The sequence below is a fragment of the Actinoplanes sp. CA-142083 genome, from assembly GCF_050942195.1.
Classification (GTDB): Bacteria; Actinomycetota; Actinomycetes; order Mycobacteriales; family Micromonosporaceae; genus Actinoplanes.
Window position 1 is genome coordinate 3,762,933 of record NZ_CP192076.1, and the last position, 21,954, is coordinate 3,784,886.

Sequence of the window (21,954 nt, forward strand, 5' to 3'; positions counted from 1 at the left end):
CGTCGTGAACATGTGAAAGCGATCCCACTGAACGGATGAGCCGCGCCCATCGCAAAGCCGAACTTGTCCGATAAGTTCGTTAAATGCGGAAGCTGCCGATAACTCGAGTCAGTTCGGCGGACGTCTCGGTCAGATCGGCGATCGCGCGCTGGCTGTCGCCGACCGCCGTGACCGTGGCCGTCGCGGCATCCGCGAACTCGCCCATCGTCGCCGCGATGCTGGTGGCGCCGCCGGCGGCGTGACCGACGCTGCCGCGCAGCACGTCGCTGGTCGCGCTCTGCTCCTCGACCGCCGCGGCGATCGTGTCCTGATGCTCCCGGATCCGCTCGATGACCGCGGTGATCTCGTCGATCGTCGCGCGGGTCTCGGCCGTGTCGGCCTGGATCGCCGCGACCTGCTCGGTGATCGCCTCAGTGGCCTTGGCCGTCTCCATCGCCAGCTCCTTGACCTCGCCGGCCACCACCGCGAAGCCCTTGCCGGTCTCGCCGGCGCGGGCGGCCTCGATCGTCGCGTTCAGCGCGAGCAGGTTGGTCTGGTTGGCGATCGCGGTGATCAGCTCGACCACGTTGGAGATCTCGGCCGACGACTGGGCCAGCCGAGCCACCTGCTCGCCCGTGCGCTGCGCGGTGTCGCTGGCCTCGGTCGCCACCGCGGCGACCTCGGAGGCGCTGCGCGCGATCTCCTGGATCGTCGAGGTCATCTCGTCGCTGCCGGTCGCCGCCTCGGTCATGCTGTCGGCGACCTCCCGGGTGTCGCCGGAGACCCGGCCCGAGCCGTCGCGCACCTGCCGGGCCGAGCGCTCGACGATCGCGGTGCTCGCGCCGAGCCGGTCGGCGGCCTCGACGATGGTGGCCGACGAGCGGGTCAGCACCTCGACCGTGCCGCGCATGCTGGCCACTGCCCGGTCGACGTCGGTGGCCATCACGCCGATCTCGTCCCGGGTGCCGAGCCCGACCGTACGCGTCAGATCGCCCTCGGCGACCGCGTGCAGCACCCCCGACACCCGGCCCAGCGGGCCCACCACGCCGCGCACGACCGCCGCGCCGGCCAGAACCGCCAGCAACAGCCCCACGCCCAGCACGGTGAGCACGACGTTGCGTTCCCGGGTGTAGGTCCGCTCGACCTCGGCGGCGGCCTGCTCGGCGTCCTCGGTCTCGTCGGCGGCCATCGCGGTGATGGCGGCGGCCGCCTGCTCGTACAGCGGCTGCGCCTGCGCCTGGTTGGCGGTGGTGAACGCGTCGGCGTCGTTGGCCCGGCTCAGCGGCAGCAGGGTCTCGTCGCGCAGCTTCTGATACGTGACCCACGCGTCGGTCAAGGTGCTGAGCTGATCGCCGCTGCCCGCGTAGCCGCCGTCGAGGTAGCCGGCGAGCGCGGCCTCGAACGCCTGGTCGTCGGCCTCGAGCGCCTGCTCGACCGCGTCCATCTCGGCGCCGACCCGGGTGGCGTTGTGATTGAGCAGGTGGATGGCGGTCTCGGCGATGGCCTGCCGCACCTTCGCAAGCTGCACGGTATTGGCCAGATTGCTCTGCGAGATGTCGTCGGCCTCGTCGGCGACGCCGCGCAGCCCGAGCACCCCGACCACGCCCACGATGATCGCCGCGAGCGCCACCACGGCCAGCGCCCCGCCGACCTTGGTGCGCAGCCGCCGGTCGCGCAGCCACCCACCCAGCGCCGTCACCGGACCACCCCCTGCCATTCGCTTCGACCGGGCGAGGCAAGATCTGAGTCATGGGGCTGTTCACGGTGCCGGAGGCGCGGGCGGAGCTGGCCCGGCTGCGGCCGATCCTCGACGAACTGGTGGTGGTCCGCGCCGACCTGGTGGAGCTGTCGGCGGCGCTGACACCGGGCGGCGAGCCGACCGACCTCGGCGGGCTGCCCGAGCGCAAGGCCGCCGAGGCCCGGCTCAACGAGCTGATGACCGAGGTCCAGCAGACCGGGGCCGAGCTCAAGGGCGTCGCGCCGCTGCTGGTCGACTTCCCGGCCGACCTCGACGGGGTGCCTGTCCTGCTGTGCTGGCTGGAGGGCGACGAGGAGCTGAAGTGGTACCACCGGGCCGACCTCGGGTTCGCCGGGCGCAGGCCTTTGCCGCCCACCTAGCTGCCGGCCCGCCTTGTCGCCTGCGCCTTGCTGCCCGTCCGCCTTGCCGCCCGCCTTTCCGCCGGGCGGAGGAGGCCGTGGGCCTTTGCCGCGCGCCTAGAATGACGGCATGGCCGAGCAACCGCTCACCGAGGCCGAGTCCGCGTTCCTGAGGCACGCGGAGTTCGGCGAGCTGCCACCGCGGGTCAAGCCCGACGAATATGTCGTGCTCGTCGAGTCCGACAGCAGGGCCGGCCGCCCCGAGGCGGCGATCAGCGAATCGCAGAAGGACGCCCTCTACCCCGGGGGCTAGCCCCAGAAGCCCTCTACCCCGGCGGTTAGCCCCAGAAGCCCTCGTGGACGGCGGTCGCGCTGATCAGCCCGACCGGCCCGTCGACCACGATCGAGCGCCCGCCACGGGCGAAGACCTCACGGCTGGGCAGCCGCAGCGGCGGCACGCCCTCCTCTTCTTCGACCATGCCGGCCAGGCCCTCCTCGGAAAGCGCGAAGACCACCCGGCCGATGCCCGACCAGTAGATCGCCCCCGCGCACATCGCGCACGGCTCGGTGCTCGTGTACAGCGCGCTGCCGGACAGGGTCGACCGGTCGAGCTTGCCGGCCACCCGCACCAGGTTGGTCTCGGCGTGCCCAGTCGGGTCGGCGCCGGTGACCACGCTGTTGCGCGCCTCCAGGACGCTGCCGCCGCCGGTCACCAGCAACGCGCCGAACGGGTGGTCACCACGCTCCCGCGCCTCCCAGGCCAGCGACACGGCCCGCTCGAGCCAGTGCCGGTCGACCGCCGAGATGCGCCCCGACGTCACCAGAGTCATTCGCAGTCCCCCTCCGCGCCGATCACTCTACGGTGGAGGTGCGCCTCCGCGCAGTCATCCGGCCGGACAGGGCGCACGCCACGACCCACGGAGCGCACGCCGAGCCGGGCACGCCGTCCGGGACCATTCGGAGACCTGCTGTAGCCCTCAAAACACTCCGAAGTGGACCACGGGCGAGCCCCGCTCTGTCCGATGTGGACGGCCCGCCGGTCCTCTCCGGGCCGGAATCCCGCCCCTGCACGCGGCCTGGCCCTGCCGGCCCGGCCCGGCCACCAATGCCGCCGACGCGTCCGCTTCCACTCCTGGTAGCGCGGCGCACGTCAGGCGGTGGCCCGACGGGATCGCGTCGGCTACTTCTGCGGGCGGAGGCGCAACCCCTGCATGCCGCCGTCGACGGCCAGCGACGTTCCGGTCGTCGCCGACGCGAGCGGGCCGGCCAGATACGCGATAGCCGCCGCCACCTCGTCGGCCGTCACCAGCCGGCCGGTGGGCTGGCGGGCCTCCAGGGCGGCCCGCTCGGCCGCTGGGTCGGGCGCCTTGGCCAGCAGCCGGCCGACCCAGGGGGTGTCGGCGGTGCCGGGGTTGACGCAGTTGACCCGGATGCCCTCGCGCAGGTGGTCGGCGGCCATGGCCAGGGTCAGCGAGAGCACGGCGCCCTTGGTGGCCGAATACAGCGCCCGCTGGGGGAGACCGGCGGTGGCGGCGATGGACGAGACGTTGACGATTGCGGCGTGCGACGAGCGGCGCAGGTGGGGCAGGGCCGCCCGGCTGGTGCGGACCATGCCCTGGACGTTCACGTCGAAGACGCGCGCCCACTCGGCGTCGTCGTTGTCCTCGACCGAGCCCTGGGCGCCGATGCCGGCGTTGTTGACGACGATGTCGATGCCGCCGAGAGCCTCGGCTGCGGCGGCGACGGCCTCGCGGACGGACGGGTCGTCGGTCACGTCGGCCTTGAAACCGAGCAGCGGCGCCTCGACGGACGGATTGAGGTCGAGGCACGCCACCCGCGCGCCTCGGGCGGCCAGTAGCGTCGCGGTGGCGAGCCCGATGCCGGAGGCGCCTCCGGTGACGATCGCGTTCAGACCGGCGAATTCGGACATGGCTTCAGCCTCCAGGAGTATGTGTTCACAGCCGCGGGTCGACGTGGATCTTGGGGCCGGCGCCGGGTGGGCGATGGTGACCGGCCAGCACACCGGCCAGCTCGTCGAGACTCACGGTCCCGGCGACCAGCGGCCGGGGGTCGACCGAGCCATTCGCGTACGCGTCGATCGCTCCCGCAAGCCCGGCCGAAGCACCCAGAATGCCCACCGCCGTCACGTCTTTGAGCACCAACGCGCGGGTGTCGATGAGGCTCGGGGGGACGGAGAGCCCGATGTAGACGACGCGGCGGCCGGGCTCGACGAGATCGAGCGCCAGCGCCGGCATCTCGTGCCCGGTCGAGGCGTCGACGATCCCGTCCCAGGGAACCGCCGGAAGCGTGTCGCGGGTCCACGCGTCGGTGAAGCCCATCGACCGCGGAAGCTCGAGGTCGTGCGGGGTCTTGCCGATCAGGTGCACCTCGACGCCCCGGGCGCGCGCGAACAGGGCGACCAGCAACCCGATCGTCCCGGTGCCGAGCACGAGTAGCCGCTCCTTTGCCGCGACGCCGGCGGCGTCGACGCAGCGCAATGCGTTGCCGCCCGGCTCGACCATCGCGCCGAGCGTCGCGCCCACCGCGCCGGGAAGCCGGTGCAGAAAGGCCGCCGGCACCGCGACCTGTTCGGCCAGCGCCCCGGGCAGCCCGTCGGTGATGCCGAGCTCGTGCCGGTCGGCGCAGACCCAATGCCGCCCCGACTCGCAGCGCCGGCAGTGCCCGCACCCGACCATGGTGTCGCCGGTGACCCGCCGGCCGATCCAGCCCTCGTCCACCCCGTCGCCGACCGCGGAGACGACCCCGCACCACTCGTGGCCGGGCCGCAGCGGATACGTCGAGCCACCACTGCCGAAGTAGCTCATCTCACCGCTGAACAGCTCCATGTCGGTGCCGCAGACGCCCACCCGCTCGACGTCCACGACCACCTGCCCGGCCGCGGCCACGGGCGCGGTTACCGCGAGCACCTCGGCCTTGCCGGGCGCGGTGAAGACGAGGGCACGCATCAGCGCGGCCCCACGACCTGCTGCCGGCCGCTGCCGAGCCGGTCGATGCCGAGCTCGACGACGTCGCCGGGCTGCAGCCACACCGGGGGCCGGAAGCCCATGCCGACGCCGGGCGGGGTGCCCGTGTTGATCAGGTCGCCCGGCTCGAGCACCATGAACTGGCTCAGGTGATGCACGATGAAATGCGGGTCGAAGACCATGGTCTTGGTGTTGCCGGTCTGCCGGCGCACGCCGTTGACGTCGAGCCACATGTTCAGGTCGAGCACGTCGGGGATCTCGTCGGGGGTGGCCAGCCACGGCCCGGCCGGGTTGAACGTCTCGGCGCTCTTGCCCTTGCTCCACTGGCCACCGCGCTCCATCTGGAACGCGCGCTCACTCACGTCGTTGACCAGCACGTATCCGGCGATCGCATCCGCGGCGTCCGCGACGGTGTCGAGATATGACGTCCGGCGGCCGATGACGATGCCGAGCTCGACCTCCCAGTCGGTCTTCTCCGAGCCGCGCGGGATGCGGATCTCGTCGTTCGGGCCGATCAGCGTGTTGGGCGATTTCGTGAACAGGATCGGCTCGTCGGGGACGGCCTGGCCGGTCTCGGCGGCGTGGTCGCGGTAGTTCAGGCCGATGCAGAGGATCTGGTGCGGCCGCGCGATGGGCGAGCCGATCCGCTGCGATCCGAACGGCTCGGTCTCGCCGGCGGCGATCCGCTCGGCGACCGGCTCGGCCAGCCGCGCGGGGCCGTCGCCGCCGAAGAACGCCTCGTCGAAGTCGCGGACGAGGTCGGACACGTCCACGTAGTGGGTGTCGTCGACCCGGACGACGGGTTTTTCGGCGCCGGGGGCGCCGACACGCATGAGATACACGAGGTCTCCGATGTCATTCAGGCGGGTGGTCAGAGGACGGGATTCCAGTACGGCGTGGGCAGGCCGGCCGTGTCGACGCGTGCGGTGAGGACGCGGCCGTCGCTGCTGCCCACGGTGTCGAGGCCTTGGGTCGCCGAGGTGATCACGAGGAGGTCGTCGACGAACGTGACGCTGGTGGTGTTGGTGGCGCCCGTCTCGACGACCGCGAGCAGCTCGCCGGCCGGGGTGCGTTTCTCGACCCGGCCACGGCCCCAGATCGCGATCCACAGATTGCCGTCGCGGTCGACGCACATGCCGTCGGGCAGCCCGTCCTCGATGCGGAACAGGTCGCGTCGCTTGCCGATCGGATAGTCGCGCACGTGAACGATGCCGGGCACCGAGTCGATGCTGTACAGCGTGCGCCCGTCGGGGCTCCAGGCCAGCCCGTTGGACAGGGTCAGGTCGCCGTCGAGCACGGTGGTGATGCCGTTCTCCAGGCGCACGAGCAGCTCGTTGCGCGAGCCGGTCTCGTCGGTCAGCGAGAGGCTGCCGACCAGGAAACGGCCGAAGGGGTCGACCGCGCCGTCGTTGAGCCGGCTCCCGCAGTGCTCGGCCAGCACCCGCGTGAGCGGAACCCGCGCCCCGGACGGGTCGACCCGGGTGAGGGTGTCGCGCTCGGCGACGATGAGCTCGCCCTCGACGGAGACGGCGACCGCGCCCACCATGCCGTCGAACGACCAGGTCTCGATCACCTCGAAGGGGTCGAGCCGGGCCGCGAAGACCTTTCCGGCGACGATGTCGACCCACAAGATTCTTTCGCGTACGGGGTCCCAGACGGGTCCCTCGCCGAGCGTGTACGCCTCGGGGCTCACCGGGGTCGCGGTGAAGGTGACGGTCATTGCGGTGCACCCCCGGCCGCTGTGATCTCCCAGATCGCCTGCAGGTCGTCGATCAGGACCTGGAGCGGCGTGCGATAGGAGAAGGCGCTGATGCTGATCGCGCCGCTCGGCATGCTCGGGGCGGCGAGATAGGCCGGCACCGCGAGGCAGCTGATGAGCCGCTCGTTCTCCTGGTCGTCGAGGCCGTAGCCGCGGTCGCGGGTGCGCTCGAGCTCGTCGTGCAGCTCCCTCGCGGTGGTGATCGAGTTGCTCGTCGGCGCGGCCAGCGGCTCGTCGCCGATCCAGTCGCGCACCTCTTCGAATGTGTACAGCCGATGGGCGAGCAGCAGCTTGCCGACCGCGGTGGTGTGCGCCGGGTTGCGGCCGCCGACCACCGAGGTGAGCCGGAAAGCGCCCTCCGGCGGGTCGATCTTGGAACGGTAGATGACCGAGCGGCCGTCGAGCACCGCGTAGTGCACGGTCTCGCCATACCTCTCGCAAAGACGCCGCAGGACCGGCTCGATCCGGAGATGATCGGGGCGGGCCTCGTGATGCGCGAACGCGAGGCGGAGGAACTCGTCGCCCAGCACATAGCGCCCCCAGCCGTCCTGCGCGGCGAAACCGGCCCGGCGCAGCGCGGCGAGCGCGCGGTGCACGGTCGGCTTGGGGCTCGCCATGGCCCGCGCCATGTCCTCGAGGCCGACGCCCTCGGGGTGCCGGGCGAGCTCGGCCAGCACGGCGAGAACCCGGTCGGCGCCCACCAGGCGCGTCTCCTCCTCGGACAGGTCGGTCATGTTCCGGATGTTAGACCCAGGTTCCGGCAAAGTGAAAGAGGCTTCCCAACCCGGGGTCGCCGGGTCTAAAGTGTCGGCATCATTTCGACTGACCGACAGCCGTTCCGATAAACGGAATCTGGGAGGTCCATCCATGCGACGCACCGCGGAGTGGTACGGCGGCGACGACCGGAACAGCTACATCCACCGCGCCTGGATGCGCCGGGGCCTGCCCGCCGACGCGTTCGACGGCCGTCCGCACATAGCGATGGCCAACACCGCCTCCGACCTGACCCCCTGCAACGCCCACCTCAACGAGGTGTCGCGCAGCGTGGCCGACGGCATCCACGAGGCCGGCGGCATCGCGCTCAACCTGCCCGTGGTGTCGCTGGGCGAGACCCAGGTCAAGCCGACCGCGATGCTCTGGCGCAACATGGCGGCGATGGCCATCGAGGAGATGCTGCGGGCCAACCCGATCGACGGCGTGGTGCTGCTCGGCGGCTGCGACAAGACGATCCCCGCGCTGCTGATGGCCGCCGCCTCGGTCGACATCCCGGCCGTGGTGGTGCCGGGCGGCCCGATGCTCTCCGGCACGTTCCGCGGCGTCCCGCTCGGCTGCGGCACCGGCGTGTGGCAGCTCTCCGAGGAGGTGCGCGCCGGCACGATGAGCGCGGCCGAGTTCGTCCGCTCCGAGTCGTCGATGATCCGCAGTCGCGGCCACTGCAACACTATGGGCACGGCCTCGACCATGGGCCTGCTCGCCGAGGTGCTCGGCATGACGATGCCCGGCATCGCGGGCACCCCCGCGCCCGACAGCCGCCTGCTCGAGGCCGCGCACGCCACCGGCGTCCTGGCCGTCGGGCTGGTCGACGCCGAGCGGCGGCCGAGCCAGGTGATGACCCGGGCCTCGTTCCTCAACGCGATCGTCGCCCTCGCGGCGCTCGGCGGGTCGACCAACGCGGTGGTGCACCTGCTCGCCATCGCCGGCCGGCTCGGCGTCGAGCTGACGCAGGACGACTTCGACCGGGTCGGTTCGGGCGTCCCGTTGCTGGTCGACCTGCAGCCCGCCGGCCGCTTCCTGATGGACGACCTGTATCGGGCGGGTGGCCTGCATGCCGTGCTGCGCGAGGTGCGCGACCTGCTCGATCCCGCCGCGATGACCGTGACCGGGCGGCCACTGGTGTCCTATCTGGAGGAGTCCCAGGTCTACGACCGGGAGGTGATCCGCGCGCGGGAGGAGCCGCTGCAGCCCGAGGCGGGCATTGCGGTGCTCTACGGAAACCTCGCCCCCGACGGCGCGGTGATCAAGCCGGCCGCGGCCACGCCCGCGCTGCTCTCCCATCGCGGCCCGGCCGTGGTGTTCGACTCGATCGAGGATCTGCACACCCGGCTCGACGACCCCGATCTCGACGTCACACCCGACTCGGTGCTCGTGTTGCGCGGCTGCGGGCCCAAGGGCTATCCCGGCATGCCCGAGGTGTCGAACATGCCGCTCCCGGCCAAGTTGCTGGCCCTCGGCGTCCGCGACATGGTGCGGGTCTGCGACGGGCGGATGAGCGGCACGGCGTACGGCACGGTGGTCCTGCACGTCGCCCCCGAGGCCGCCGCCGGCGGCCCTCTAGCGAAGGTCCGCACCGGCGACATCATCGTGCTCGACGTAGCCAAGCGCCGCCTCGACGTCGACATCCCCGACGAGGAGCTCGCCGCACGCGAGCCCGCCTCCGCCGCGGTTAGCGCTTACGCGGCGCCCACGCGAGGTTGGGAAAAGCTCTACGTCGACACCGTCGGCCAGGCCAACACAGGCGCCGACCTCGACTTCCTCGTCGGCGGCAGCGGCTGGCACGTCTCCCGGGAGTCCCACTGATGACGCGGAGGGCCGTGGTCACCGGCGGGATGAGCGGGATCGGGGCGGCTACGGCGGCTCGGCTGCGGGCGGACGGCGTCGAGGTGCTCACGCTCGACCTCTCGCCGGAGGCCGATCTCGTCGTGGATGTCACCGACCCCGGCGCCGTGCGGGAGGTGGCGGCCGCGGCGGGTGAGGTGGACATTCTGGTCAACTCGGCCGGCATCGTGGGGCCCAACGCGCCGCTGTGGGAGATTCCGCTCGAGGGGTGGGAGCGGACCTTCGCGGTCAACGTTCGAGGCACGTTCAACGCCTGCCAGGCCTTTGTCCCCGGCATGATCGCCCGCGGCTGGGGCCGGATCGTCAACATCGCCAGCATGGCCGGCAAGGACGGCAATCCGAACATGTCGCCCTATTCGGCGTCGAAGGCCGCAGTCATCGCGCTGACCAAGTCGCTCGGCAAGGAGCTGGCCACGACCGGTGTGCTCGCCAACGCGATCGCGCCGGCCGTGATCGAGACCCCGATGAACGCCGACACCGGTCCCGAGGCGCTCGCCCACATCACCAGCCTCATCCCGATGCGCCGCGTCGGCCGGGCCTCGGAGGTGGCCGAGCTGATCGCCTGGCTCTGCTCCGACCGGGTGACGTTCTCGACCGGCGCCGTGTACGACATCAGCGGAGGGAGGGCGACCTATTGACGGGCGATGGACCCGCCCGGCGATTTGTGGTGTGGTGTGCCGGTGAGTCCTAAGAGTCGTGGCCGCCCGGCGGGACGTGGGCGTCACAAGTCCAGACCCGGCCGAGTCGTGCGGCACCTGCGGCTCTCCGATCGCCTGCTGCCGGACGCGCTCGGACTCCACGCCGAGCCCAGCGTGCTCGGCGCCGAGCTGTGGGCTTCCGGATGGCTGGGACGGGCATGGCGGGACGCCGCCATCGGCGAACGCGAGCCCGAGCACCAGCTGTGCCTGGAAGTCGCCGCCCGGGCCGTGAGCTGGCGGACCGTCGACGCGCTGGCCGCCGTGGTCGCTCTGCGGCGGGTCGCGCGCGAGAGCGAGCACCGGTTGCTCGACGAGGCGATCGAGCTGCTGGCCGAGTCGCAGCCGCTGCCGGCTTGGCATGACACGCCCAGCTTCGAGGCCGTGCGCGCGTGGCGGGCCGTCGACGTCTGGGACAGCGAGCGGGTGTTGTTCGTCGAGTTCACGGCGTCCGGCGACGCGGAGGCGACGCACACGCTGATGGCCCAGATCCTCACGACGTCCGGCACGATGATCAGCTACCTGGACGTCCTCCGGGCCGGCGCGGCCGCCTCATGGGAGGAGGCGGTCGGGCCCGACCGGCCGCCGATGCCGCTGACCGAGGCCACGGCCGACGACGTGCTCGCCGAGCTGGCCGACGCGCTGCGCGCCACCGACATGCTGTGGCCACGCCCCGACGAGGACGACTACATCGATTCGCGGGCGCTGGCCTGGGCCCGATGCGCGCCGCACCTGCCCGACTGGCGCGACTTCGAGCCGCTGCCCGCCGCGGAGCGCCAGTCCCTGATCACCGCGTTCCTGGCCGCCAACGCGTCAACCGCCGACCCGGCGCCTGCCGGCCCCGCGCCCGCCGACGCGGCGCCCGCCGGCTCCGCGCCCGCCGACGCGGCGAGCGCCGACCAGGTGACCGCTCACGCGGCGAGCGCCGGCCCCGCGCCCGCCGACGCGGCGAGCGCCGACCAGGTGACCGCTCACGCGGCGAGCGCCGGCTCCGCGCCCGCCGACGCGGCGAGCGCCGACCAGGTGACCGCTCACGCGGCGAGCGGCGACGCGGCGAGCGGCGACGCGGCGAGCGCCGACCAGGTGACCGCTCACGCGGCGAGCGGCGACGCGGCGGGTGGCGACGCGACGGGTGGCGACGCGGCGAGCGGCGACGGTGACGCTGCCGGGGCCGGTGCGGGCGGCGAGCCTGGCGACGACGTTGCTGCCTCGCTGGCTGATCTGTTTCTTGATTACGGGGACGGCTATCTGCACGACCACCCGCTGGGCTGGAGCCCGATGGCGGTCGCGCTGTTCCTCACCGACTGGCTGCCGCGCAAGGTGGTCCTCGATGCCGGGCAGCGTGCGGCCCTGCCCGAGACGTTGCGCCGATGGGTGCGCTTCGCGCTGGGGCGGCGGGGTGTCGCGGAGCGGTGGATCGAGCCCGTGGTGGCCGCCGTCGACGAATATCTGGACGAGTTTGCCGAGGCCTTCGACGACGAGAGTGGCTGGGGACCGGCCAAGGCGATCGCCGCCGAGCTGGCCGGGCGGGGGGTCGATCTCGACGATCGGGCGGCCGTCGATCAGGGCGTCCATGCCTTGAACGCCGAGCGTCTGGCCCGGAGGCTGATCGACCCCGACCAGTAGCATGATCGGGTGCTAACCCCGGGAGTCGTGCTCAGCGACCGTTACAGGCTCACCGAACGGATCGCGGCCGGCGGCATGGGCGAGGTCTGGCGCGGCGTCGACCTGCTGCTGCACCGCGGGGTGGCGGTCAAGGTGCTGCTGCCGACGCTGATGGCCGACGGGGAGTTCATCGCCCGGTTCCGGCGGGAGGCCCGCGTCATGGCGGCGCTGCGGCACCCGGGGATCGTGCAGGTCTACGACTACGGCGAGAACGCGAGCGTCGACGGCCGCCGCCTCGACTACCTGGTCATGGAGTACATCGACGGCACCCCGCTCTCGAAGAGGATCGAGGCCGCGGGCCGGCTCCCGGTCGCCGAGACCATGACGATCGTGGGCCAGGTCGCCGACGCCCTCCAGGTAGCGCACGACGCCGGCATCGTCCACCGCGACGTCAAACCCAGCAACCTTCTCGTACGCCCCGGCGGGGCCATCGTCCTCGTCGACTTCGGCGTCGCCAGGTCGGCCGGCGTCGAGGGGCTGACCAGCACCAACGTCGTCCTGGGCTCGGCGCACTACATGGCGCCCGAGCAGGCCGAGGGCAAACCCCTCGACGGCGCCACCGACGTGTACGCGCTCGGCGCGGTCGCCTACTGCTGCCTGGCGGGCCGCCCGCCGTACGTCGGGGATCATCCCCTGCAGGTGCTCGCGCAGCTCGTCACCGCCGAGCCACCCACCCTCCCGGTGGAGGTGCCGCCGCAGGCGGCCGCCGTCGTGATGCGCGCGCTCGCCAAAGACCCGGCCCACCGCTACCCCTCCGCCGCCGCGTTCGCGACCGCCGCCCGAGCCGTCCCGCACGTCACCCAGTCCCCAGCACGGGGCGCCGGCTTCGCGGCCCCGGGCGCTGGCTTCGCCGCCCCGGCCGCCGGCTTCGCCGCCCCGGCCGCCGGCTTCGGCGCGAGGGGCCCGGCCGCTCCCCAGCGCGCGGCGGCATCTTGGCAGCAGCCGTCGCCCGCGGCCGGCTCCGCCGCGCTGCCGCCCGGCGGCTTCACGCCCGGTTCGGCGTCGTTCTCGCCGGGCGGATTCCCACCAGGGTCGGCGTCGGTCTCGCCGGGCGGATTCACACCAGGGTCGGCGTCGATCTCGCCGGGCGGATTCCCACCGGGGTCGGCCTCGGTCTCGCCGGGAGGCTTCACCCCAGGATCCGCCGCCGTTCCGCCCGCCGGCTTCGGTGCGGCGGCGGGCGCGGCCTATCCCACCGGCGTTGCTCAAGCCGCAGGCAGCGCGCCCAGCGCAGGGTTCGGCGGCGGCGCGACCGGCGGCGGTGGCGGCGGGTTCGGTGGCGGGAATCCCGGCAAATCGGATGGCAAGCGCCGCCGCAACGCCACCGTGGCCGCGATCGCTGCCGGTGTCCTCGTGGCCGCCATCGGCATCGGCACCGTGGTCGCACTGGGCCCGGGCAAGGGCGAGGCCAACACCTCAACCAACCAGGGACCCGACCTCGGCCTGGCCGACCCGGACGCCAACCCCAAGGGCAATCCCGCGACGACCGCCACCAAGCAGGGTTCCAAGAAGCCGCCCCGCTCGCGACCGGCCACGACCGCCCCCGTGGCGGAAGACCCCACCGAAGGCCCCACCACCGACCCGACCGAGGCGGCCGATCCCACGGCGACCGGGCCGACTGTCGGCGCCACCAATCCGCACACCCCCAAGGCGGTCTGTGGCAGCGCCTTCTCGGTGATCGACCAGGCCGCGCTCAAAGCCGGCGACGGCACCGTGCTCGGCAAGGTCTACCTGCTCTACAACGAGTCGACCGGCAAGAACTGCACCGTCACCCTCAAGGCCACCGACGTGGGCACGGCCTCGGCCGCCTCCGCCTATCTCGAGGTGCAGGGCGCCGACCGGGTGAGCGACACCGGCAACTTCGAGTACTACGCCGGGCCCGTGCGCGCCGCGGCCAACAAGACCTGCGTCAAGTGGGGTGGGTCGATCGGCGATGCCGCCTACGACAGCCCGTTCGAGCATTGCGGGTAGGTTGCACGTTCGGTCCGGCAAAGTTGCACTAAGTCCGTTTCTCCCGGCGGCCGATGCGATGGTCGAGATGCCGTCGAAGCCAGGGGGATACACGTGAGCACGACCACCGGGACCCACCCCGAATCGTGGTGGGCCGAGTTCGAGCAGAACTGTGAGAGGTTCGACGCCGCGTCGGTGACCGAGGCGCTCGGCGACGCCATCCTCCCCGGCATCCCTTCGCTGCTGCTGCGCCGTGAAGGAGAGATCGCCACGGAGAAGGTGCTGCGTCACCTGAACCGGCCGGACAGCGCCGAGCGGGCCGAGATCGCCGCTACGGCGGCCGAGAGACTGACGGGCACGGTCGAGCGGATCAACGAGCGCTCCGGGAGTGAGGGCACCCAGGCCGCGTACGCCCTCTGCCGGCTGCTCCGGGGCAACTGGGCGCGGGCCGCCGCCGAGGCCGAGCCGCTGGTCGGCTCGAGGCCGCTGGTCCGGGCGTTCATCGCCGCCCTGCACCTCGAGCCGTTCGGCGCCGAGCTGGCCGCGCGCCTGCTCAACGCCGGCCACACCCCGGCGACCGCCGTCCGCTCGAGCCTGATCCTGGGCCGCTACAGCTGGTGGCCCTCGTGGCTGCAGGAGATCGTCACCGAGCGGGTCCTGGCCGGCACCCTCGACCACGACACGATCACCGCGTTGCAGGAGTGCGCGTTCGCCGAGCTGAGCCCCACCCAGGCCCGCATGGCCCGCCGCCTGATCAAGGGCGAGCCCCAGCTGGTGGAGACCACCGCGTCCCGCCTGGAGAGCCTCGGCGAGCACCCGACGGCGAGAAAGCTCCGCGGCGGCGACGTCCGCACGGTCGCTTTCGCCGCCCGCCTGATCCCCGTCTGACCCCGTTCCGCCGTCCGCGCCTCCGGGAAGGGGCGGCGGCGCGCACGCCGTCACCGCCCGGGGAAGCCGCGCCGCGACGCCGTCACCAGTCGAGGGCCACGCGCCACTCGCTGCGCGGCACCACCGCGTAGCGGGATCCCTCGGCCGGCGGGTGTCCCAGCGCGTCCTCGACCGCCTTGGCCCGGCCGCGGCGAGCCGGCATGCCCGGCCGCCGCGCCACCTCGCCCACGACCTGCCATGTCCCGTCGCCGACCTCGCGCAGCACCACATATGTCGGTCCACCGTCGCTCATGCCTCATGGTGGCCCGCCGAGCGGCGGCCAGGCCAGGATGAAGCCTGCGTGGGCGTCGACCCGGAACCGGAGCTCACCGTCGACCCGGTCCGGGGCGATCACGTCACGACGCGGTGCGGGTCCACTGCTGGTTGGTGCCGCCGTTGCAGCTGTACTGCTCGATGTCGCCGCCGTCGGCCGTGGACGCGCCGGTCACGTCGAGGCATTTGCCGCTGTGGCGGGCCTTCAGGTTGAAGTAGCTTCCCGTGGCCGCCCACTGCCACTGCTGGTTGGTGCCGCTGCCGCACGAGTACTGGATGATGTTGGCGCCGTCCGCGGTGGACGCCGACGCCACGTCGAGGCATTTGCCGCTGTTCTGGTTGACCACTCGCACGTACCCGTTGCCCAGGTCCTCGAAGGCCCATCGCTGGTTGAGCCCGCTGTTCCAGGCGTACTGCTTGATCTCGGCGTTGTCCGAGAGCGAGGCGCTGACCAGGTCCATCACCTTGCCGCTGTTGCGGTTGGTCACCCGGTAATGGGTGAGCGCCACGTTCCCGCCGCCGTCCAGGCCCCACGAGTAGCGCAGCTGGTCGCGCCCGGACGCGTTGGTGGTCGACAGGGTGAGGCTGGTGCCGCTGCCGCCGATCTCCTGCAGCCGGTAGGGGTCGGCGATCCGCACGCCCGGCCAGTACACGGTGCCGAGCCCGAGCGAGCGGGCCTCGGCGGCCGTCCCGCGGATGAAGGCCACGAAACTGTCGCTGGTGGAAGTGACGTTGTAGTTGCGCCCGTCGGTCATCGGCGCGCCGAATTCCGTGATCAAGACTCTTGACGCGTACGAGCCGACGCTCGTTCGCAGGGATTCGCGCCAGGAGTCCTCCGTCGTGCGGCTGGAGTCGAAGAACTGGTAGGTGTGCCGCGAGATCAGGGTCCCGTCGAAGCGGCTGTCAGAGCCGATCGTGGTGAGCCGCTGGTTGTACCCGGCGCCCGAGATGATCACCCGGCCGCGCGGCACCGACGAGTAGTTCGCCAGCCACTGTGCCGCCAGGTTCTTCCAGTCGGCGTCGCTGTACGCGTACGGCTCGTTCATCGGCTCGAAGTAGACGTTGGCGTTGCCGGCGTACTTGTTAACGATGGTTTGCCACATCGACCAGAACTGGGTCAGGTTGTCCACCGAGCCGTTCCGCGAGCTGGCCGCCTCCCAGTAGCTGAGGATCACCTTCATGCCCTTGGCGGTCGCCGCGTCGATCGCGCCGGTGTACGAGTTCCAGTACGACCCGGAGACGGTCGGGTAGTTAACCGGCATTCGCACCGTGTTGGCGCCCAGGTTGTTCTGGAAGCCGGTGAGGATCCCGTTCGCCTTGGCCTGCGTGGTGGCGTAGCTGTCGCCGGTGCTCAGCCCGCCGAGCACCAGGGTGTCGTCGACGAAGTTGTCGCGCTGGTCGGCCCAGTTCACGCCGCGGAAGCCGTTGGTGGCGGCGGCCGCCGGGGTGGAGGGAACGACCAGCAACGCGGCCGCGAGCGCCAGGAGAGGCAGAGCTTTCTTCATGGGGATGGCGTAACGGACCCGGCGACGTGCACGCCACGAAGCGAAGCCACAAGTTCAGAAACGTTCACACCCGAACATGGAAGGGCGACGACTGACGTACGACGAGGGACGGCGCGACCAGCACGCCCTGGGCCGGCCGCTGCGACCCGTCGAGCAGACGCGACACGATCAGCTCGACGGCGAGCCGGCCGACGTGGTTCTTCGGCGGCCGCACGGCGGTCAGGGGTGGCTCGCCGAGGTGGGCGACTTCGTCGTCGTACGAAATAAGGGCCATGTCCTCGGGAATGCGCCAGCCATGGTCGGCGCACGCTTGCGCGACGGCGATCGCGTGCGGGTCGCTGTGCACGATCAGCGCGGTCGCCCCCTGTCGCCGGCAATCGGCCACCGCGTCCCGCACCATCCGATGCGGCGGGTCATCGAGCAGCACCGGTGGGAGAAGGACGGGTGCGTCGGGAAGAAGCCGGCCCGGCGCGCTCCGACGCGGGATGTCATCGAGCGGCGGCGGCAGCAGCGGGACGGGCGGGGTGTGGTGGAGTGGCGTCGCCGGCGGCAAGGGCGGCGTGTCGTTGAGTGGGGCCGGTGGGAGCAGGTCGGGGTGGCGCAGGCAGGCCGACGTGGGGCTGCCCCGCGACAGCAGCAACCCGATCCGGCGGTGGCCGTGCTCGCGCAGGTGCTGGACGGCGAGCTCGAGGCCCAGCCCGTGATCGCTGCGTACCCAGTCGGTGCGGTGGCGGCGCCGGGGCTGGCGCTCGACGAGCACCGACGGGACCGGCAGGCCGCCGATCCAGTCGATCATCGCGTCGTCGCCGAGACTGGGCGCCAGCAGCAGGCCGCGCACCTCGCCGGCCTCGACCAGCCGGCTGATCTGGCGCCGGTCCTCGTCGGGCTCGTAGCTGGAGCCGCGCAGCTGCAGGGTCACCCCGAGCGCGGCGGCCGCGGCCCGCGCCCCGGCGATCACCGGCGGCCAGTAGAAGTCGAGCGACGGCACCACCATCCCGATCGTGAAGCCCGAGGTGGCGAGCGAGCGCGGCCGTCCGGCCGGCCGGGAGCGGCTGGGCAGGGTGGCGCCGCCGTGCACCCGGTTGACGAGGTTGCGGGCGGCCAGGGCGGCGATGTCACGCCGGATGGTCAGCTCGCTGACGCCGAGATCGCGGGCGAGCTCCCGGACGCGGACGGCGCCGTGCGCGTGCAACTCGGTCAGCAGCCGCTCGTGCCGTTGCACCTGGAAGAGGGTCACCACGCACTCCCGTCCGGCGGAAGGAGCGGCGGGGGGAGCGCCGTGATTGTTTCGTGATGGTTAACGTAGTGCGTCACGATATCGAGCGTCAACGATGTTCGGACGGTTTCGTTCGTGGACGAGTCGGGTCGTTTCGTGGCGTCGCCGGTCGCGCTGGATTACCAACGGGCTATGCGAAAGGTAGGAGTCGTCGCGCTCGTCATGGCCCTCGTCGCGCTGGTCGCCACGCCGGCCGCCGCGGCCGCCGTCACGGTGGTCAACGGCACGCAGTTCACCGACACGTCCGGCGCGGTGGTGCAGGCGCACGGCGGGGGAGTGCTCAAGGTCGGCTCCTATTACTACTGGTTCGGCGAGAACCGGAACGCCAACAACACGTTCAAGGCGGTCTCCGTCTACCGATCGACCGATCTGCGGACGTGGGAGTTCCGGAACAACGTGCTCACGTCCTCGTCGGCGGCCGAGCTGAACGGCGCCAACATCGAGCGTCCCAAGGTCATCTACAACTCGTCGACCGGTCAGTACGTGATGTGGATGCACAAGGAGAACGGCACCGACTACGGCGAGGCGAGAGCGGCCGTCGCTTATTCGTCCACGGTCGACGGCGCGTACACGTATCAGGGAAGTTTCCGGCCGCAAGGCACCTACATGTCGCGGGACATCACGCTCTACAACGACAACGGAACCGCCTACATGATCTCGGCGGCCGACGAGAACTACGACCTGATGATCTACCGTCTCACCGCCGACTACCGCGGCATCGCGAGTGTGGTCGGCAACTTCTGGAACGACGCGCACCGCGAGGCGCCGGCCCTGTTCAAGCGGGGCAGCACGTACTTCATGCTCACCTCGGCGGCGACCGGCTGGAACCCGAACCAGGCGCAGTACGCCACCGCGTCGAGCATCTCCGGCCCGTGGACCGGCTGGACCAACGTGGGGAACTCGACCACGTACAGCTCGCAGCCCACGTACGTCCTGCCGGTCCAGGGCTCGTCGACGACGAGCTACCTCTACATGGGCGACCGCTGGGCCGGCGCGTGGGGCGGGCCGGTCAACGATTCCTCGTACGTCTGGCTGCCCTTGAATTTCCCCTCGGCCACCACCATGAGCCTGTCGTGGTATCCGAGCATCACGATCGACGCCGCGACCGGGAGCATCACCGGGAACGCCGCCACCTACTACCGCGTCACCAACCGCAACAGCGGCAAGGTGATGGACGCGGTGAGCGCCTCCACGGCCAACAACGTCGAGATCAAGCAGTACGCGTGGAACGGCGGCGGCAACCAGAAATGGGAGTTCCAGGACGCGGGCAGCGGCTACTTCCGCATCGTCAACCAGAACAGCGGCAAATGCCTCGACGTCTCCTCGTCGTCGACCGCCGACGGCGCCAACATCATTCAGTACACCTGCGGCAGCGGCACCAACCAGCAGTGGCAATGGGCGGCGACCGGCAGCTACTTCAACCTCAAGGCCAGGCACAGCGGTAAATGCTTGGACGTGGTCAACTCCAACACCGCCGACGGCGCCGACATCCAGCAGTACGCCTGCAACGGCGGAAATAATCAGCAGTGGAGCCGGACCCAGTCGTAGATAGTGGGGCCGTGGCCTATCAGCATCCGCTCCACTATCTGCTCGGCGTTTCGGGGCTCGCGCTTCTACGCGCCTACGGCGGTTCACGATCCCGGGAATTCGCCGGGGAACGGGTCGACGAGATGCGCCGCCTGCTGGACTCGCCGCTGACGGTGGCGGACGGCGTCGAGGCCGGCGAGGTGGACACGGTCACCGGCTATCGAGCCTGGTCCGTGACCTACGACGAGCCGGGGAACGGGCTCTTCCCGATCGAGGAGCCGTTCGTCCACGAGATCGTCGACGGGCTGCCGCCGGGCCTGGCCCTCGACGCGGCCTGCGGCACCGGCCGGCACGCGGAATACCTGGCGGCCCGGGGACACAAGGTGATCGGCGTCGACAGTTCGCCCGAGATGCTTTCGCACGCCCGCGCGAAACTCCCGGACGCAACTTTCCATGAGGCGCCGCTCGATCGGCTCCCCCTGCCCGACGATCACGTCGACCTGGCCGTCTGCGCGCTCGCCCTCGCCCATTTGCGCGATCTGCGCCCGGCTTTCGCGGAGCTCGCCCGGGTGCTCCGTCCCGGCGGTCACTTGATCGTCACCGACATCCATCAGGAGACGGTGCTGCTCGGCTCGGTCCCGCACGTTCGCACCCCGGCCGGCGAGCCGCGGCTGATCCCGTCCTACCGGCACCGCGCCTCCGACTACCTCGGCGCCGCGCTGCCGCTGGGTTTCGAGGTGCGCCGGTGCGAGGAGCCGTGGCGAGAAATGGGCCCCTCAAATCCACGAAACGAGACCGGTGAGTGGGATCTGTGGCCGTGGACGCTGATGGAGATCGTGCCGGAGGCGACCGGCGCCGCGTTTCACGAGACGCCGGCCGCCATCCTGTGGCACTTCCAGTTACGCGACTGAGCAGTACGTGCTCTGCTTGCCGATCACCTTGTACGGGCAGTCGGCCACCTCGGCGAGCAGCAGCGCCGCCTCCCGGTTGCGCGACGTCTCCCGCGTGATGACGCTCGCCGGCGGGTAGAAGCCGCCGCCCGACGCGCCCGTCGGATACATCTCGAAGGTGTACGCGAAGATCTTGTGCGTACCCCACAGCCAGTCCAGCAGATCCCCGTCGGTGATGTAGAGATCGCTCGACTGCTCCGGGGTGTACCGGTTGGTCGCGGCCATCTGCCGGCCGAAGGTCGAGAACGTGTTGTAGTCGTCGGCCGTCATCCCCGTGGCCGTGTTCGCCGTGGTGTAGCCGAAGGGCCAGAGGACGAGCTCCGAGTACGTGTGGAAGTCCATCGCCGCTTTGATCTGCTGCACCCCGCCCACGACCCGGGAGTTCACGAAGTCGCGCACGGCCCGCGTCTCCGGCGCCGAGAACGCCGACGCCCCGCGGTAGGTCGCCGAGGATGTGCTGCCCGAGGAGCCGCCGCAGCAGCCCCAGCGGTAGCCGTAGTTCCGGTTGAGGTCGGTGCCGACGTTCGACGACCCACTGTTCGGCTGCCGGTTCTTGCGCCACGACCGGTAGCTGCCGGTCGCCACGTCGTACTCCGAGCCGTCCGGGTTGACCGAGGGCACGATCCAGATCTCCCGGCTGTCCACGACGGCGCGGATCCGCGAGTCGGTCGCGTACCCGCTGGTGAACTGCCGCAGCAGGTAGATGGCCATCTCGACGGTCAGGTGCTCGCGGGCGTGGTGGTTGGCGTCGTAGAGGACCTCGGGCTCGGCCTCGTCAACGCCGACGTTGTCCGAGATCTTCACGGCCACGATGTCGCGATTCTCGTACGTCCGCCCGATGACCCGCTTCGAGGTGATCGCCGGGAACGCCGCGACGATCTGGTTCACCTCGGTATTGATCTCGGCATAGTTGTGGTACGCCGAGTCCGACGGCGGGAAGTCCAAGGTGCTCAGCACCGGCTCGACCGTGAACCCGAGCTTACGCAGGGCACTGACCTCGGCGTTGGTGGCGGTCACGGTGGCGATCCGGTGCTCGATGCCGTCGATGGCCACGCCGGTCCGCACGATCGCGTTCCGCTGGGCCAGGGTCCGCACGCCGAGCACTTCGTACTGGCTGGGGGAGTCGGCGGCCGGCTCCGCCCCGGCCGGCGACCCGGCCCCGAAGGCGACAGTGGCCCCGAGGACGGCGACGGTCAGGGCCACAATGCTGCGTCGTCTCATGAACGACCTCCGCAAGTGGGGGATTGTTATCCACACCCCACCACTTGAAGTAGATCGACATCAATCTATTGCGCCATGCCAGTCCCACCCTCATCCAGACGTGATGGCCGCCGCGTCTTACCGGCAGTACGAGGCCGCGGGCCCCCTATCGGCCCGCGACCGCCCGGCGTGAGGGGATCTTGTCAGGCCGGGCCGCCGCCGAGCCCGATCTCGTTGCCGTCCGGGTCCGCGTAGGTTGCCTTCCGGACACCGTTGTCGTACGTCTCCTCCTTGGCCGGCGTCAGCCCCCGCGCCGCGATCGCCGCGGTCCGCTCGTCGAAGTCGTCGACGAACACCGTGTGCATGGCGTGGCCGGCCCGCTCGGGCAGCAACTCGACGTAGAGGTACCGGTGCTCGGCGATCTCCCATACCGCCTCGACGTCGTTCGGAAAGAACGCCGGCGGCGCGCCGAGCAGCTTCTCGTACCAGGTCAGCGCCGTCGCGAAATCACTGACGGCGATCCCCGCGAACAGGTCGACGGTCATGCCGCC

Annotated in this window: 20 protein-coding genes and 1 pseudogene; 9 read left to right on the plus strand and 12 right to left on the minus strand. The window is 71.3% G+C overall.

Annotated features, from left to right (window positions below; genetic code table 11):
* Window positions 1–79 precede the first annotated feature (79 nt).
* Complete coding sequence (locus ACQPZX_RS17190) at window positions 80–1,678, minus strand: methyl-accepting chemotaxis protein (protein WP_433381488.1); 1,599 nt, start codon at window positions 1,676–1,678, stop codon at window positions 80–82.
* Between the two features lie 50 nt (window positions 1,679–1,728).
* Here ACQPZX_RS17190 and ACQPZX_RS17195 point away from each other — a divergent pair, with 50 nt between their 5' ends.
* Window positions 1,729–2,097 carry a DUF2203 domain-containing protein gene (locus tag ACQPZX_RS17195; RefSeq protein ID WP_433381490.1) on the plus strand — a complete coding sequence of 123 codons (369 nt, stop codon included), beginning with the start codon at window positions 1,729–1,731 and terminating at the stop codon, window positions 2,095–2,097.
* 109 nt (window positions 2,098–2,206) lie between these two features.
* The gene (locus tag ACQPZX_RS17200) at window positions 2,207–2,389 is read left to right on the plus strand and encodes a hypothetical protein (RefSeq protein WP_433381493.1); all 183 of its coding nucleotides are present in this window, start codon (window positions 2,207–2,209) and stop codon (window positions 2,387–2,389) included.
* A 25-nt stretch (window positions 2,390–2,414) separates the two neighbouring features.
* Here the strand turns inward: ACQPZX_RS17200 and ACQPZX_RS17205 are convergent, their stop codons facing one another.
* The 6 genes from ACQPZX_RS17205 to ACQPZX_RS17230 form a co-directional block, all read right to left on the minus strand.
* A complete protein-coding gene (locus ACQPZX_RS17205) occupies window positions 2,415–2,906 on the minus strand; it encodes a nucleoside deaminase (protein WP_433381496.1) in 492 nt (163 codons plus the stop codon).
* 350 nt (window positions 2,907–3,256) lie between these two features.
* Window positions 3,257–4,006, minus strand: a complete 750-nt coding sequence (locus tag ACQPZX_RS17210) for an SDR family NAD(P)-dependent oxidoreductase (RefSeq protein ID WP_433381499.1) — start codon at window positions 4,004–4,006, stop codon at window positions 3,257–3,259.
* A 25-nt stretch (window positions 4,007–4,031) separates the two neighbouring features.
* Complete coding sequence (locus ACQPZX_RS17215; RefSeq protein ID WP_433381502.1) at window positions 4,032–5,042, minus strand: zinc-dependent alcohol dehydrogenase; 1,011 nt, start codon at window positions 5,040–5,042, stop codon at window positions 4,032–4,034.
* Window positions 5,042–5,893 carry a fumarylacetoacetate hydrolase family protein gene (locus tag ACQPZX_RS17220; RefSeq protein ID WP_433385288.1) on the minus strand — a complete coding sequence of 284 codons (852 nt, stop codon included), beginning with the start codon at window positions 5,891–5,893 and terminating at the stop codon, window positions 5,042–5,044. The genes ACQPZX_RS17215 and ACQPZX_RS17220 overlap by 1 nt, the downstream gene beginning before the upstream one ends.
* 38 nt (window positions 5,894–5,931) lie before the next feature.
* A complete protein-coding gene (locus ACQPZX_RS17225; protein WP_433381505.1) occupies window positions 5,932–6,780 on the minus strand; it encodes an SMP-30/gluconolactonase/LRE family protein in 849 nt (282 codons plus the stop codon).
* Window positions 6,777–7,553 (minus strand): IclR family transcriptional regulator, encoded by a 777-nt coding sequence (locus ACQPZX_RS17230; RefSeq protein WP_433381508.1) that lies wholly within the window; start codon window positions 7,551–7,553, stop codon window positions 6,777–6,779. Before ACQPZX_RS17230 ends, ACQPZX_RS17225 begins: the two co-directional genes overlap by 4 nt.
* Window positions 7,554–7,686: 133 nt before the next feature.
* Between ACQPZX_RS17230 and ACQPZX_RS17235 the strand changes: the two genes are divergently transcribed.
* The 5 genes from ACQPZX_RS17235 (at window position 7,687) to ACQPZX_RS17255 (ending at window position 14,633) form a co-directional block, all read left to right on the plus strand.
* Window positions 7,687–9,396 (plus strand): dihydroxy-acid dehydratase, encoded by a 1,710-nt coding sequence (locus tag ACQPZX_RS17235; protein ID WP_433381511.1) that lies wholly within the window; start codon window positions 7,687–7,689, stop codon window positions 9,394–9,396.
* A complete protein-coding gene (locus ACQPZX_RS17240) occupies window positions 9,396–10,073 on the plus strand; it encodes an SDR family NAD(P)-dependent oxidoreductase (protein ID WP_433381514.1) in 678 nt (225 codons plus the stop codon). The genes ACQPZX_RS17235 and ACQPZX_RS17240 overlap by 1 nt, the downstream gene beginning before the upstream one ends.
* Window positions 10,074–10,181: 108 nt before the next feature.
* On the plus strand, window positions 10,182–11,756 hold the full coding sequence (locus ACQPZX_RS17245) for a hypothetical protein (RefSeq protein WP_433381517.1): 1,575 nt from the start codon (window positions 10,182–10,184) through the stop codon (window positions 11,754–11,756).
* Window positions 11,757–11,765: 9 nt separating this feature from the next.
* Window positions 11,766–13,766, plus strand: a complete 2,001-nt coding sequence (locus tag ACQPZX_RS17250; RefSeq protein WP_433381520.1) for a protein kinase domain-containing protein — start codon at window positions 11,766–11,768, stop codon at window positions 13,764–13,766.
* A gap of 93 nt (window positions 13,767–13,859) precedes the next feature.
* The gene (locus tag ACQPZX_RS17255; RefSeq protein ID WP_433381523.1) at window positions 13,860–14,633 is read left to right on the plus strand and encodes a hypothetical protein; all 774 of its coding nucleotides are present in this window, start codon (window positions 13,860–13,862) and stop codon (window positions 14,631–14,633) included.
* Window positions 14,634–14,715: 82 nt separating this feature from the next.
* Here ACQPZX_RS17255 and ACQPZX_RS17260 read toward each other — a convergent pair whose 3' ends face one another.
* The 3 genes from ACQPZX_RS17260 to ACQPZX_RS17270 all read right to left on the minus strand — a co-directional run bounded on the left by ACQPZX_RS17260 (window position 14,716) and on the right by ACQPZX_RS17270 (window position 17,687).
* The gene (locus ACQPZX_RS17260) at window positions 14,716–14,925 is read right to left on the minus strand and encodes a hypothetical protein (RefSeq protein WP_433381525.1); all 210 of its coding nucleotides are present in this window, start codon (window positions 14,923–14,925) and stop codon (window positions 14,716–14,718) included.
* Between the two features lie 103 nt (window positions 14,926–15,028).
* A complete protein-coding gene (locus tag ACQPZX_RS17265) occupies window positions 15,029–16,450 on the minus strand; it encodes an RICIN domain-containing protein (RefSeq protein ID WP_433381528.1) in 1,422 nt (473 codons plus the stop codon).
* Window positions 16,451–16,514: 64 nt separating this feature from the next.
* Entirely contained in the window at window positions 16,515–17,687 is a 1,173-nt protein-coding gene (locus ACQPZX_RS17270) for a substrate-binding domain-containing protein (protein ID WP_433381531.1), read from the minus strand.
* 171 nt (window positions 17,688–17,858) lie between these two features.
* On the opposite strand from ACQPZX_RS17270, the gene ACQPZX_RS17275 reads away from it, so the two are divergent.
* The gene (locus ACQPZX_RS17275; RefSeq protein WP_433381534.1) at window positions 17,859–19,274 is read left to right on the plus strand and encodes an RICIN domain-containing protein; all 1,416 of its coding nucleotides are present in this window, start codon (window positions 17,859–17,861) and stop codon (window positions 19,272–19,274) included.
* A gap of 11 nt (window positions 19,275–19,285) precedes the next feature.
* Window positions 19,286–20,164 (plus strand): class I SAM-dependent methyltransferase, encoded by an 879-nt coding sequence (locus ACQPZX_RS17280; RefSeq protein ID WP_433381537.1) that lies wholly within the window; start codon window positions 19,286–19,288, stop codon window positions 20,162–20,164.
* Here the strand turns inward: ACQPZX_RS17280 and ACQPZX_RS17285 are convergent.
* Both ACQPZX_RS17285 and ACQPZX_RS17290 read right to left on the minus strand, forming a co-directional pair.
* Window positions 20,165–21,424: pseudogene (locus tag ACQPZX_RS17285) on the minus strand (M14 family metallopeptidase); the annotation flags it as partial.
* 182 nt (window positions 21,425–21,606) lie between these two features.
* Window positions 21,607–21,948: a VOC family protein gene (locus ACQPZX_RS17290; protein WP_433381540.1), complete on the minus strand. Its 342-nt coding sequence runs from the start codon at window positions 21,946–21,948 to the stop codon at window positions 21,607–21,609.
* Window positions 21,949–21,954 lie beyond the last annotated feature (6 nt).